The 13,556-nt window shown below is 56.6% G+C and carries 9 protein-coding genes and 1 pseudogene; 6 read left to right on the top strand and 4 right to left on the bottom strand.

Annotation, left to right across the window (positions count from 1 at the left end; genetic code table 11):
* Window positions 1–18 precede the first annotated feature (18 nt).
* From yidC to rpmH, 4 genes and pseudogenes are all read right to left on the bottom strand, one after another.
* Complete coding sequence (yidC, locus tag BIO17B3_RS09340) at window positions 19–1,716, bottom strand: membrane protein insertase YidC (protein ID WP_156053832.1); 1,698 nt, start codon at window positions 1,714–1,716, stop codon at window positions 19–21.
* 278 nt (window positions 1,717–1,994) lie between these two features.
* Window positions 1,995–2,201: pseudogene (yidD, locus tag BIO17B3_RS19225) on the bottom strand (membrane protein insertion efficiency factor YidD); the annotation flags it as partial.
* On the bottom strand, window positions 2,198–2,614 hold the full coding sequence (locus BIO17B3_RS09350) for a ribonuclease P protein component (protein ID WP_232054243.1): 417 nt from the start codon (window positions 2,612–2,614) through the stop codon (window positions 2,198–2,200). The gene BIO17B3_RS09350 and the pseudogene yidD, both read right to left, overlap by 4 nt.
* A gap of 131 nt (window positions 2,615–2,745) precedes the next feature.
* Window positions 2,746–2,880, bottom strand: a complete 135-nt coding sequence (gene rpmH, locus BIO17B3_RS09355) for a 50S ribosomal protein L34 (RefSeq protein ID WP_013107607.1) — start codon at window positions 2,878–2,880, stop codon at window positions 2,746–2,748.
* A gap of 591 nt (window positions 2,881–3,471) precedes the next feature.
* On the opposite strand from rpmH, the gene dnaA reads away from it, so the two are divergent.
* The 6 genes from dnaA to BIO17B3_RS09385 all read left to right on the top strand — a co-directional run bounded on the left by dnaA (window position 3,472) and on the right by BIO17B3_RS09385 (window position 13,500).
* Window positions 3,472–4,926: a chromosomal replication initiator protein DnaA gene (gene dnaA, locus BIO17B3_RS09360; RefSeq protein ID WP_156053835.1), complete on the top strand. Its 1,455-nt coding sequence runs from the start codon at window positions 3,472–3,474 to the stop codon at window positions 4,924–4,926.
* Between the two features lie 250 nt (window positions 4,927–5,176).
* Window positions 5,177–6,292: a DNA polymerase III subunit beta gene (gene dnaN / locus BIO17B3_RS09365; protein WP_156053836.1), complete on the top strand. Its 1,116-nt coding sequence runs from the start codon at window positions 5,177–5,179 to the stop codon at window positions 6,290–6,292.
* Window positions 6,293–6,408: 116 nt separating this feature from the next.
* Window positions 6,409–8,892: a DNA topoisomerase (ATP-hydrolyzing) subunit B gene (gyrB, locus tag BIO17B3_RS09370; RefSeq protein WP_156053837.1), complete on the top strand. Its 2,484-nt coding sequence runs from the start codon at window positions 6,409–6,411 to the stop codon at window positions 8,890–8,892.
* Window positions 8,893–9,804: 912 nt separating this feature from the next.
* Complete coding sequence (locus tag BIO17B3_RS09375) at window positions 9,805–11,064, top strand: hypothetical protein (RefSeq protein ID WP_156053838.1); 1,260 nt, start codon at window positions 9,805–9,807, stop codon at window positions 11,062–11,064.
* A complete protein-coding gene (locus tag BIO17B3_RS09380) occupies window positions 11,045–11,572 on the top strand; it encodes a hypothetical protein (RefSeq protein ID WP_156053839.1) in 528 nt (175 codons plus the stop codon). Before BIO17B3_RS09375 ends, BIO17B3_RS09380 begins: the two co-directional genes overlap by 20 nt.
* Entirely contained in the window at window positions 11,560–13,500 is a 1,941-nt protein-coding gene (locus BIO17B3_RS09385) for an ATP-binding protein (protein WP_156053840.1), read from the top strand. Before BIO17B3_RS09380 ends, BIO17B3_RS09385 begins: the two co-directional genes overlap by 13 nt.
* Window positions 13,501–13,556 lie beyond the last annotated feature (56 nt).

Consider the following 13,556-nt stretch of genomic DNA (forward strand, 5'->3'; position numbering starts at 1 on the left):
GGGCCTTTGAGTGGGCCTTTACTTGGCCGCCGCTGCGGTGTCGGTCAACACACCCACGCCCATCTTCTTGTTGATGAACCACTGCTGCGCAATCGACGTGGTGTTGTTGGTCAGCCAGTACAACACCAGACCGGCCGGGAAGAAGAAGAACATGATGGAAAACGCCGCCGGCATGATCCACATCAGCCGCGCCTGCATCGGGTCGGGCGGGGTCGGGTTGAGCTTGACCTGCAGGAAGGACGTTGCCGTCATGATGGCCGGCAGGATGTAGTACGGGTCTTTGGCCGACAGATCGTGTATCCAGAGAATCCACGGCGCGCCGCGCAGCTCCACGCTCGACAGCAACACCCAGTACAGCGCGATGAACACCGGGATCTGGATCACGATCGGCAGGCAGCCACCCAGCGGATTGATCTTCTCCTTGCGGTACAGCTCGACCATGGCCTGATTCATCTTCGCCTGATCGCCCTTGTACGACTCGCGCAGCGCGTTGATGCGCGGCCCCACGGCCTTCATGCGCGCCATCGACTTATAGCTCGCCGCCGTCAGCGGGAAGAACGCCAACTTGATCAGCAGCGTGAGCACGATGATCGACCAGCCCCAGTTCTGCACCACTTTGTGGATCATCTCCAGCAGCCAGAAAATCGGCTTGGCCAGAATGGTCACCCAGCCGTAGTCCTTCACCAACTCAAGGCCGGGGGCGAGCGCGCCCAGCGTGCTCTCCAGCTCAGGGCCGACGAACAGCTTGGCATCGGTGGTGATGCTCTTGCCCGGAGCAATTTGCGGCAGCGGCTGGATCACCCCAACCGCATACAGGTTGTCGCCCAGCTTGCGGGTATAAAGGTCACGCGAGCCTTCATAGGGCTCAGGCACCCAAGCCGAAACGAAGTAGTGCTGAATCATGGCGACCCAGCCGCTGTCCGCCTTCTTAGGCGCCTCGTTGGTCTTGAGATCCTTGAACTCGAACTTCTGGAACTTGTTGGCGTTGTCGTAATACGCCGGGCCGGTATAGGTGTGATAGAAGTGCGACTCGTCACCCGCAGGCGTGTTGCCGTCGCGCACGAGCTGCATATACATCTGCGGCGCCACTGCGGCACTACCGGTGTTGGTGATGGTGTTCTGCACATTCACCACATAGCTGTCGCGGGTGAAGGTGTAGGTGCGCTCGAGTTTGATGCCGCCCAGATCGGGCGAGACCAGTTTGACCTGCAGCGTCTTGGCGTTGCCCATGTCGCGCGGGCCAGGCAGCACCGTCATCTCGGTTTCATGGTTGGGAAAATCGCCCCCGATCAAGCCCGACTGCGCCATGTATTTATTGCTCAGCGTATCGTCGAACAAGACCACGTTCTTGCCCGGTTCGGTACGGCTCTCATACTTGAGCAGTTTGGCATAGACCAGATTGCCGCCGCGCGAAGAAATTTTCACATCCATCAGATCGGTGCGGATGGTGGTGAGCTGGGCCGCGGGAGCGGCGGACGCCGCTGCGACCGGAGCGGACAGCGGTGCCGTTGCCGCAGCACCGGCGATATTCGGCGGCGTGGCCGCGGTTGGCGCCGCCTGCGGCACTGCGCTGGTCGGCGCGCTGGCGACTTGCGCCGGATGGGCCGGTGGCGTTCCGAACAAATCCGTCTCGCCGTTGTAGCGCAGCCAGGAGTTGTACAGAAAAATCATCGACATGGTGAAAACCACCCAGAGAACCGAACGGCGGAGATCCATACGCAAATCCTGTTGTAGTGATGCAGAAGTGCCCGATGACTTCAGGGCTTGGGGGTGAACGATGAAGCACTCAGGGGTGAAGCAGAGGGAAATGAAACCGGGCTTTCCGGCCCCTCAGCGCAAGCGCCAGACTCCGCAGACGAGACTGATTCATCAGACCTCGACCCGCTATTGTGCATGGGCTGCGGTGACACAGCCTGCGCGCCATCTGAAGCAATCGCATCTGACGCTTCGTCCTCTTCCACCCGTCGGCGCCAGGGCGCCCAGGTGAAAGCGTCCGGCACCGGCTCATGCCCCCCCTGACACCAGGGCTGGCACCGCAAAATTCTGACCGCGCCCAGATAGCTGCCCGCCGCTGCCCCGTGCCGCTCCAGCGCTTCGATGGTGTATTGCGAACAAGTGGGGTAAAAACGGCATTGCCCGCCCACCCAAGGGCTCAACAGCAGACGGTACAGCCGTACCAGACCGATCAGAACAGACTTCATGCGGCACTTCGCCCAGTCACCACGACGGTGCGTTCGATCCAGCTTTTGAGCAAAGCGTTCACCGCCTGCTGCACATAGGCCAGCAACGCCGGTGAACGGGCGCTGCGGAATTCCGCGGGCAATTTGCGCGTCAACCGCAGCATCAGCACCGGCGCCTGCATCTGTGCCTCGCTCGGCAGCCGCAATTCACGCAGCGCCTGGCGCATCACCCGCTTGATCAGATTGCGCCGTACCGCCGGTTTGCAGAACTTTTTCGGAATGACCAGACCAAGCCAGCAGCGCGGCTGGGCAGAGGCAGGGGAGGCGTCTTGCACCCACTCGGTCGGCGCAGCGCGGTAGTGCAGGCGAAATTCAGCCTGTTGCGCGTAGCGCGCAGCAAACATCGCGGCAAACGCTTCGGGTTGCCGCAACATTTCGAGATGCAGAGTGCCCGATCGTGAGATCGGCTGATCTGCCATGACTTCCCCGACTGTCGAAAGATCGATATCGGCAGCCCGCAAAGCAGCAAGCCGCAGATCGTTCAAACCCAACAGCCCAGCGGATCTTAGACAGCCAGGCGTTTGCGGCCCTTGGCGCGGCGCGCATTGATGACCGCGCGGCCACCCCTGGTCTTCATCCGCACCAAAAAGCCGTGGGTACGCTGACGGCGGGTCTTCGAAGGTTGATACGTACGTTTCATGAAACTCACCTTGATAAAAATAGAAGCTGCGCGCCTGGACCTGTGCCTTCATGCTGTGCACACTCATGCACACCACCCCACAAATCCAAAATACGCGCGCCGAAAAAACTTAAAGTCGCAAACTTGAAGTCTTGCCACGCGCAAGACCAAGATTCCGAAAAAAAGCTCTCCATTGGACTGAGATTCCATCCACTTGTCAATCAAAAGAGGTTTTTCCAGAAAACCCAGGCCCTGATGACCTTCAAAACGGCATTCAAAACCAACGACCATCCGCCTCAAATGCGCCCTGCAGCGCAAGCCCCCGGCCCCAAGAAAAATTGCCTGTTCCGTCTGTGGATAACTTGCACTGTGGAGTTAAACTGAGCGCTTTCCAAAGTTGACGATCGATGGCCTTTTCGACGGGTTTTGCAGGTGACTAACGCCCCTGTCGAGGCCGATTCAGCCCCCGGCTGAATGTCAAATGTCCTGAAAATTGTCCACAAAATTTTTGTCTCCCCCTCAAGGCGCGCAGCCCGGTTCCGCAGCCAGGTTCTTTAACCGGCTACCGTTGAGCCAGCGCCTTCTGGAACTCGTCTCTCTCGCCGTACCTGCATGACACAAGAACAATCCTGGCAGCAGTGCTGCGCCCAGTTGGCCACAGTCATCCCCGATCAGCAATTCGCCGCCTGGATCAAGCCGCTGTCCTCCCCCCACTGGAGCGAGGATGGCAACACTGCCATCCTGCACGTTCCCAATCGCTTCAAGCTCGACTGGTTGCGCTCACAGTATGGCGCGCGCATCACCGAGTCGCTTAGCGCGATCGTGGGCCGCCCTGTGCAGGTCGAATTCATTGTGCAGAAAGCGCCGACACGCGCCGCCCTACATCACAGCGGGGCGCTGGGTTTGCAGTCCGGCAGTGGGGCAAGCTCCACATCGGGATCAGCGCAAGCGACTCATTCCGCCGACCACGCCACGCCCCAGCAATTGGCCAGTCCGGACGGCGTGAGTAACGCTGCGAGAGATGCCGCAGAAGCCGACGCCCTGGAGCGCTCGCGCCTCAACCCCATGCTCAGCTTCGAAACCCTGGTCACCGGCAAGGCCAACCAGCTTGCCCGCGCCGCGGCCATTCAGGTGGCGGAAAACCCCGGGCGCTCCTACAACCCGCTGTTCATCTACGGCGGCGTCGGTCTGGGCAAGACCCACCTCATGCACGCGGTCGGCAACGCGCTGCTGGCGCAACAGCCGGGCGCCCGCATTCGTTACCTGCAGGCCGAGCAGTTCGTCAGCGAAGTGGTGCGTGCCTACCAGCGCAAGGCCTTCGAGGAATTCAAGCGCTACTACCACTCGCTCGACCTGCTGCTGATCGACGACGTGCAGTTTTTCGCCGGCAAAGACAAGACGCAGGAAGAGTTTTTCTACGCTTTCGAGGCGCTGATCACCAAACGCTCGCAGATCATTCTCACCAGCGACACCTACCCCAAGGAACTCCGGGAGATGGATCAGCGCCTGGTCTCCCGCTTCGATTCCGGTCTGACCGTGGCCATCGAGCCGCCCGAACTCGAAATGCGCGTGGCCATTCTGCTGCGCAAGGCCGATGCCGAACTGGCCCATCTGCCGGAAGAAGTGGCGTTTTTTGTCGCCAAGAACGTGCGATCGAATGTGCGTGAACTCGAAGGCGCGCTGCGCAAAATTCTGGCCTACGCCCGCTTCAGCGGCCAGGACGTGTCGATCGGTCTGGCCAAGGAAGCGCTCAAAGATCTGCTGTCGCTGCAAAATCGCCAGGTGTCGGTCGAAAACATCCAGAAAACCGTGGCCGACTTCTACAAGATCAAGGTGGCCGATATGTATTCCAAAAAGCGCCCTGCCAGCATCGCCCGTCCGCGCCAGATCGCCATGTACCTCGCCAAGGAGCTGACGCACAAGAGCCTGCCGGAGATCGGCGAGCTGTTCGGAGGGCGCGATCACACCACGGTGCTGCATGCGGTGCGCAAGATCGGACAGGAGCGCATCAAACTGCAGGAACTCAACCAACAGCTCCATGTGCTCGAACAAACTCTCAAAGCCTGAAGCCGAACCGCTTTTAGCGTCCTCCTTCTCAAAATGAACAAGTCGTTGTGTAGTGTGTGAAGAGTTTCTGGATAAGTCGGGGGCCAGCGCGTTTTCGGTCAAGTTGTTCCAAACCGTCCTTGCGCTCCAGACCGCTTGTCCACAGACCTTGGCTGCTGCGCAAACCGCGTGAATACAGCGTTTTTTGTCTTATCCACAACACAGGCCGACCCTTACTATCAGTCCTATTCTGAATAAAGGAAAAGAAAGAATGAACAGATTGACGTCTTCCCGCGATGAACTGCTCAAACTGCTCGGACAGGGAGCGGGTATCGTCGAGCGCCGCCAAACCCTGCCCATCCTCGCCAATGTGCTCATCCAGCACAACGCGAATGGCACGCTGTTCATCACCAGCGATATGGAAGTGCAGATCCGTCTGCAAGCGGGCGAAGCGGTACAGACCAGTGCGGAAGACGCGGCCATCACCGTCAATATGCGCAAACTGCTCGACATCCTGCGCGCGGCCAGCCCGGGCAATGTGACGCTGGAATGGTCAGACGGCAAGATGACGGTTCGGGCTGCCAAAAGCCGCTTCAGTCTGCAAACCCTGCCGGCAGAAGACTTTCCGCTGGTACGCGCTGCGACCGACTTCAGCGACCACGCCCTGCGCCTGCCGCAAAAGCTGCTCAAGCGCCTGCTCGGCTTGACCCACTTCGCCATGGCGCAGCACGATATCCGCTACTACCTCAACGGCATGTTGTGGGTGGCCGATGGACAGCAGATGCATCTGGTGGCCACCGACGGTCACCGCATGACCCTGGCTTCCGCCCCGCTGGAAAAGGCGGTGGAGCGGCGCGAAATCATTCTGCCGCGCAAGACCGTGCTCGAACTCAGCCGCCTGCTCAGCGATGAAGACGACGCCATGATCGACATCGCCCTGGCCAGCAATCAGGCGCGCTTGACCCTGGACGGGCTGGAATTCACCAGCAAGCTCATCGAAGGCAAGTTTCCCGATTACCAGCGCGTCGTGCCCAAGGGGCACCGCAATATGCTGCAGGTCGAGCGCACAACCCTGCAGGCGGCGCTGCAGCGCGTGGCCATTCTGACCAACGACAAGTTCAAAGGCGTGCGCGTCAACCTCGAACCGGGGCTGTTGCGGCTGACCTCCATCAACGCCGAGCAAGAAGAAGCGCAGGAAGAAATCGATGTCGACTACGGCGGCGACGTCATCGAAATCGGCTTCAACATTGCCTACCTCATCGACGCGCTGGCCAATATGACCTCCGACCAGATTCGCCTCGAACTGCAGGACGGCAACAGCAGCGCGCTGTTCACCATGCCCGACGAGCCCAACTTCAAGTACGTGGTCATGCCCATGCGGATCTGAGTGCGCCAGGGGTAGGCTGCGCCCAGTCCGTCTCTGTCCCCATTGAGTTTCACCCCGCCTCACCGAATCGATTTTTTTCCATGAAAGCTCATGGAATCCGTTTTTGAAAGTGTCTGATGAACGAACCGAAGAACGACAGCTACAGCGAAAATTCCATTCAAATCCTGGAGGGACTCGAAGCGGTGCGCAAACGTCCCGGCATGTACATCGGCGACACCTCAGACGGCACCGGCCTGCATCATCTGGTGTTCGAAGTCGTCGATAACTCCATCGACGAAGCCCTGGCCGGGTTTTGTGATGACATCGTCGTCACCATCCACTCCGACAACTCCATCAGCGTGACCGACAACGGCCGCGGCATTCCTACCGGCGTGAAGATGGACGACAAGCACGAGCCCAAGCGCAGCGCGGCCGAAATCGCCCTCACCGAGTTGCACGCTGGGGGCAAGTTCAATCAGAACAGCTACAAGGTCTCCGGCGGTCTGCACGGCGTGGGCGTGAGCTGCGTCAACGCTCTGTCGCAATGGCTGCGGCTTGTGGTGCGGCGCGACGGCGAGGTGCATACCCTCGAATTTGTCCGCGGCGCGCTGCAAAACCGGCAGACGCAGGTGGTGAACGGCGTGGAAGTCTCCGCTGCGCCCGTCACCGGCAAGACCGACAAGCGCGGCACCGAGGTGCATTTCCTGCCCGATGCCGAGATTTTCACCACCGTCGATTTCCACTACGAAGTGCTGGCCAAGCGCCTGCGCGAGCTTTCCTTCCTCAACCACGGCGTCAAGATCCGCCTGGTGGATGAGCGTCAGGGCAAGGAAGAAAACTTCGCCTTCTCTGGCGGGGTGAAAGGCTTTGTCGAATACATCAACCGCGGCAAGAGCGTGCTGCACCCCAATATTTTTTATGCCCAAGCCGAGAAAGCTTCCGAGGTAGGCAGCACCATCAGCGTGGAAGTCTCCATGCAATGGAACGACGGGTACGCTGAAACCGTGCAGTGCTTCACCAACAACATTCCGCAGCGCGACGGCGGCACCCACCTCACCGGCCTGCGCGCAGCGATGACCCGGGTGATGAACAAATACATCGACGACAACGAGTTGGCGAAAAAAGCCAAGGTCGAGATCAGCGGTGACGACATGCGCGAAGGCCTCACCTGCGTGCTGTCGGTCAAGGTGCCCGACCCCAAGTTCAGTAGCCAGACCAAGGACAAGCTGGTATCGAGCGAAGTGCGCGGCCCGGTCGAAGACTTGGTGGCCAAGGCGCTGTCCGACTACCTGCTCGAAACCCCGACCGACGCCAAGATCATCTGCGGCAAGATCATCGACGCCGCCCGTGCCCGCGAAGCCGCGCGCAAGGCGCGTGAAATGACCCGCCGCAAGGGTGTGATGGACGGCCTGGGCCTGCCCGGAAAACTGGCCGACTGCCAGGAAAAAGACCCCGCCCTGTGCGAGCTCTATCTGGTGGAGGGCGACTCCGCCGGCGGCTCGGCCAAGCAAGGCCGCGACCGCAAGTTCCAGGCGATCCTGCCGCTGCGCGGCAAGATTCTCAACGTCGAGAAGGCGCGGTTCGAGAAGCTGCTCACCAGCAACGAAATCCTCACCCTCATTACCGCGATGGGCACCAGCATCGGCAAGGACGATTTCAACATCGACAAGCTGCGCTACCACCGCATCATCATCATGACCGATGCCGACGTGGACGGCGCCCACATCCGCACCCTCCTGCTGACGTTCTTCTTCCGCCAGATGCCCGAGATCGTAGAGCGCGGGCACATCTACATCGCCCAGCCGCCGCTTTATAAAGTCAAACACGGCAAGGATGAGCAATACCTCAAAGACGCCTCTGAGCTCGACGCCTACCTGCTGCGCGTGGCGCTGAAAGACGCCGTGATCCACCGCCCCGATACCCCGGCGCCGCTGGCGGGTGAAACCCTCGAACAACTCGCCCGCCAGCATGTGCTGGCCGAGGCCGTGATCGCCCGTCTGGGCGTGTTCATGGACGAGCAGGCCCTGCGCGCCATCGTCGATGGTGTCGTCATCGACCTCGACCATGCGGCGCAAGCCAGCGCCGACGCGATGGCCGCCTATCTGGCGCAGCACACCGACCACGGCGAAGCCCCGCAAGTGCTCGCCGAGATCGACCCGCGTACCGAAAAGCCGTTTCTACGCATCGTGCGCCGTCACCACGGCAACCTCAAATCCACCGTGCTTCACGTCGACTTCGTTCACGGCGCCGACTACGCCGTGCTGGCGCAGGCCGCGCAGACCTTCCACGGACTCATCGCCGCGGGCTCCACCGTGCGGCGCGGCAACGGCGACAACGCCAAGGAAGCCGCCGTGGCCACCTTCCGCGAAGCCATGGACTGGCTCATCCGCCAGGCCGAAAACACTGTCGGTCGCCAGCGCTACAAAGGCCTGGGCGAAATGAACCCCGAGCAACTCTGGGAAACCACCATGGACCCGGCCGTACGCCGCCTGCTGCGCGTGCAGATCGACGACGCTATCGAAGCCGACCGCGTGTTCACCATGCTCATGGGCGACGAAGTCGAACCCCGGCGCGACTTCATCGAAACCAACGCCCTGCGGGCGGCGAATCTGGATATTTGACGACGTTTGTAGGTGAAGGCATAAGCTGAGAATTTGGACGCCATAAGTTGAGAAACCTATGGGCCTTCTAACCCAATAAATTTAGCTTATGGTTCGGTGCCTGCCTTGGTCACACTTGCGCAGTCTGAGACATCTACAAGGACACCTGCTCGCATTCATGGCGACCAACGGACCGCGAGGCGGAACGGCAACCGTGGGCGAAGCCGGCATTGTTGCGCAGCGTCCAGTCGACGGGCGAGAGCGGAGTCGCGACCTTACCGCCGCAGCGCAGGGCGAGGGATAACCTGAGAATTTGAGGCGCATAAGGTGAAAACCATATTGGGTCGTCGAGGTCTCAGGTTTGCATCCCCACGGCCCGGAATTAGGCGCGACCGGCCCTAGAGTTTGCGATGGCGTCGTAGTTGCCGCAATTTCCTCAACTACACCACCGCCTATGTTGTTTGCCCTCGGTTAAGAGGTATACCTGCCTCGCATTTGAACGCTGAATTGTGTTGCCGAAAGAACCTGTCCTCCATCCCCGCCAGGCGCCGCAGCACTTAAGCGGCAAGGCTGGGCTAAGGCTGGTGAGCTGGCACGAAATGCACCGTCCGGTGGACTTCCAAACCGCTTGCTGGCTTGGTTAGCAACAGGGCCCGCCCAAAATGCTCCAAATCCACGCGAACACGCAAGTGAAGGCTGGATGCACTTTCTAGGTAAGCGGAAACGACGTTTGGCCCATCGACTGTGTACCACTATCCAAGTTCGAGGGCACCATTGGGTGCACGGTGATTGCAGCTATCCGTTGGAGTTCGCCAAAGGCAAGTTAGCCGTCGGTAACTGGCCTCACCAGTTGTTGCAAAGTACCTATGCGTCGCGCCCGGACGTCATGTACATTTCCCCAGACCGAAACAACACCTAAGGCAAGGGGACGCGATGGCAACGGTAGAAAACGCCGACGACGTCAGCCATATAAATCGTGAAGCCGGCGACAAACAAAAAGGCTTTCGGTTCCAAAAGCTGCGTGCCGCAATTCGCTTCTTAGAGCACGTCGAGACCAATTCGCATGGACAGGTCTTTTGCGCCATTGAGTTTCTCGAAGACTCGCTCCTGTACGACGGAAGTGCAGATGCGTCGATTAGCGGTGAAGAAAATAAATATTACTCGTCAGCGGTAAGTTTCAATTCTCCCGCGATTAAAAATACTATTGTAGCGTTCCTCGACCTCCACTTTTCCTTCAATAAATCCCCTGAACTCAAGCTTTCCGTCTATGCTTCCGCAGAAACCGCACAAGAGAGAATAACTGCCGCCGTTCGGTATGAATTGGGGTATAAAAAGGAACAGGCTCAATACAACATTCTCCAAAAATTAGTATCAAATTCCGATTTCACCGACGAAGAAGAGCACATCGCTTATCATATTGTTTTCAAGGAATACAAAAAACAGTATGAAGGGAGAAATGGTGGCTTCTTAGGCAGTTTTGGAGATTGGACGGCCAACGATTTTTGTAATTTTCTCAGAACGATAGAGTGGTCAATCTCAACAGAGTCGAATGATGCACTCGAATCCCAAGCGCTTCAAAAAGTTCGTTCATGTAAATTTTTCACGCATCGCCATGAAGCGTTGGAGCCATTTATTCTGGCAACCCTGCTTGACCAATTTGAAAAGCGTTCAGGTGCTTCAGACCCACTAAGTCGTCTACTCAGCACCGACACATTAAACTTGATTTACAAGGACGTCTTGGGAAGTGCCGGTCTTGACTTGAAGCCCGCTGACCCAGCCGCAGATTCATGGGATGGAATCGAAATTCACGACTCAAGAAATCTCAAGGAGAAAATTCTTGCGGTCTCGCCGACATTTCCCGTCAGCTCTCTTCGTAAGCTCGCGCGAAAGTGCACACTGGCGAAGGCAGAGACATTGCTACGAGCGCGCGAATTTGCGGCGCTACGACGACGAATCCTTGACGTGTGCGAGAATGAAATGGAGAAATCGACGTTCTCCAATTCAATGAGTCCAAAGGACGTGAATGACGTCATTGACGTCCTTTCTGAAGCAGCCCATTCGCACTTCTCGACTCTTTCCAAAGGATATTCATATCAGGCCAGAGATATTCATTCAATCAAAGGCGCCGTATTAACACTTTTTGATGATTGTTACTTGGCGTTCGACGAGAATAATGGACAACAACAAGAATAAACGCCGCCTGAATTTTATTTCGGGTGAAGATTTCTATTTCTTGGCGTATTCAATACTTTTGGTACTTGAATGCCTCGGCGGTACTGCACGACGAATCAAAGACCATCGAAAAATTACGTTTTTAATTCAGTTTATGACAGACGATAGACTGTTAAGTATTTTGAGCAGGACAATTACGAATGGTGTTGCCAATCCCGTCGACCGAGAGCTCCTCTTCAACAGCTTTACAACCGCAGAGCTCCACAAGCGAGAGGTGTTCAAGATACTTTTTTCACTTGAGCGGCGTGACCTAGTTGAGATTCAGAGAACGGACGTCGCGGAGGTTCTCGACGTGACGCTTTGTAAAAATAGACTACCCATGAAGTTTTTCGAAAATGCCAACTTCGAAAAGGAACGGATAAATGCAGAGAAGCTCAAAAGAATCATTCCGCGTATCTCAGCGTTGAATTTTGATAATCTTATTGAGCGCCTGTATAAAGACCGTGGAGTGCAGGTATGGGCAACCTAAAAATCTTGAAGGTAGAGTACGCAGGGGACAGGTTCTTTTTTGAGTCCCCTTCCCTCGACAGCAGGCTGTGTATTATTGAGGGTCCGAACGGCGCCGGGAAATCAACCCTCTTTAATCTAATATATTATGGGCTTGGAGGAAGAGTCGAAGAATTCGAGCGTGACGCCTCTGAAGCGCACAAGGAGATTACGGGCGACTCCAACAACTTCGTTCGCCTTGTAGTAAAACTGCGGGGGCAAGCGTACACATTTACTCGAAAAATTGGCGACAATCTCGTAACAGTATTTAAGGCGGGTGTCGAGACAGATGGAGTCATTTCGGAATTGGTTTCGCTCACGCTACCAATCCATCGACGGGAAGAGCACGAGACATTTTCCGATTGGCTTCTTACCCAGCTAGATATTCCCGTGGTCGACATTTTTCAGGGCGGGAAGAATTTTAAATTGAATTTTGCCGACCTAGCACGATTGATATATCACAATCAGAGTCCGGACCCACTCGGAATCTATAAGCCTGCGGATAGTGTTAATTTCATAACCGACTCACTCGAAATTCGTCGTGCGATTTTTCAAATCCTCGTCGGGAAAAGCCAACTGGAATTGTACCGCTCAATCGGGAAAATGAAGCTTGCAGACCGTGAAGCTCAGGCGGCGAGAACAGTCCATCAAGAATATGTGGACATTGTGACTCAGTTACTGAAGGAAAGTGGGTTCACCCAGGTCCAGAATACAAAATCACTTGGCGCGCAAATTGAGGCGCTGGAATCGCAAATTGACCGCATTCGGAAATCGCGATGGGCCCTCTCTCATGGGAAGTTGGGAGAAATTGCTGCTCGGCAGATGTTACAAGCCGAAGTTTGGCAATTGCAGGAACTCGAGGCAGCCAGGCGGAAAATTGACGACCAGAGAAATGAGATTGCAGAGGAAGCGGGCCGTCTGGTAGACGTAGAGCGTTCGTTGAAGGCCGACATTGAACGAATTAACAAAGTTATCTATACGCACGGTCAGTTGAACCTGTTCTCGAGTGATACGTGCCCTTTCTGCTTAAATAGTGTGCAAAGAGAGGAACACCGATGTGTGTGCGGAAACGTTGTCGACGAGCATGATTACCAACGATTTTTTTATAGTCCAACAGAATACCTTGACATCCTTCGCAGCAAGTCAAAATCCCTTGAAACGCTTCGAGTGGCTGCCGAAGGTATCAAAGAAGAATCAGCACACTTGATTTCGGAGCGAGCGCTACTGGAAACGAAATTGGCTGAGAGGCGGCAACGCGCGGAAGGGGCAATTGGGGAGTCTGGAAGTTCCTCGGTAGCAGTAGAAGAGCTGGACGACAAACTTCTCGAGACCCGCGAAAAGCTCGCAAAGGCCCAAGAGGCGTTACGGCTGGAGACAAAGCTGGCACAACTCCAGGAGCGATGGAGCCAACAGAAGGCTTTGTATGACGCCGCTAAGGCCGATGTGCTGAGACTGGATGCGCTGTCAAAAACTGAGCTTCAAACCCAAATTATCGCCTTTAATAAGGTATTTAATGAGTTCATGACAACGGTACTAGCGGGATGTAGGGTTGCGACCATTGATGCGGAGACATATCTTCCTATCATCAACAATGGCGAATACCGGGAGGCCAGTGCCAAGGTCCCAAAGCGTTTCTTGTACTACTTGACGCTGCTTCAGTTGTCATTGCTTTCTGCTATCCCGTTTCCCAGACTGTTGCTTATTGATACTCCAGAAACCGCAGGAATCGACAGAGAAAACCTAGATTTGATGGTCGGACAAATTGGTGAATTGAGAAATCCGAATAATCAAGATTTTCAGGTGTTGTTATCTACTGGCACGGGAAAATACCCGGAGAAGTTCAGGGGTAATGTTGTACTGACACTCACAAGAGCTTCACAACTCTTGCAGGCTCGTCCGGTCGCCACCTGATTGACAGGACAGGCGGCAGTGGCGAGTCCTGCACTTCCACGCATGGCCCCGGTCCT

The sequence above is a fragment of the Thiomonas sp. OC7 genome, assembly GCF_900634595.1.
Taxonomy (GTDB): domain Bacteria; phylum Pseudomonadota; class Gammaproteobacteria; order Burkholderiales; family Burkholderiaceae_C; genus Thiomonas; species Thiomonas arsenitoxydans.

Bases quoted from the DNA above. Each gene is read 5' to 3' on its own strand.
- BIO17B3_RS09350 (WP_232054243.1), bottom strand. From the start codon at position 2,614: ATGTTGCGGCAACCCGAAGCGTTTGCCGCGATGTTTGCTGCGCGCTAC.
- yidC (WP_156053832.1), bottom strand. From the start codon at position 1,716: ATGGATCTCCGCCGTTCGGTTCTCTGGGTGGTTTTCACCATGTCGATG.
- gyrB (WP_156053837.1), top strand. From the start codon at position 6,409: ATGAACGAACCGAAGAACGACAGCTACAGCGAAAATTCCATTCAAATC.
- dnaN (WP_156053836.1), top strand. From the start codon at position 5,177: ATGAACAGATTGACGTCTTCCCGCGATGAACTGCTCAAACTGCTCGGA.
- rpmH (WP_013107607.1), bottom strand. From the start codon at position 2,880: ATGAAACGTACGTATCAACCTTCGAAGACCCGCCGTCAGCGTACCCAC.
- BIO17B3_RS09375 (WP_156053838.1), top strand. From the start codon at position 9,805: ATGGCAACGGTAGAAAACGCCGACGACGTCAGCCATATAAATCGTGAA.
- BIO17B3_RS09385 (WP_156053840.1), top strand. From the start codon at position 11,560: ATGGGCAACCTAAAAATCTTGAAGGTAGAGTACGCAGGGGACAGGTTC.
- BIO17B3_RS09380 (WP_156053839.1), top strand. From the start codon at position 11,045: ATGGACAACAACAAGAATAAACGCCGCCTGAATTTTATTTCGGGTGAA.
- dnaA (WP_156053835.1), top strand. From the start codon at position 3,472: ATGACACAAGAACAATCCTGGCAGCAGTGCTGCGCCCAGTTGGCCACA.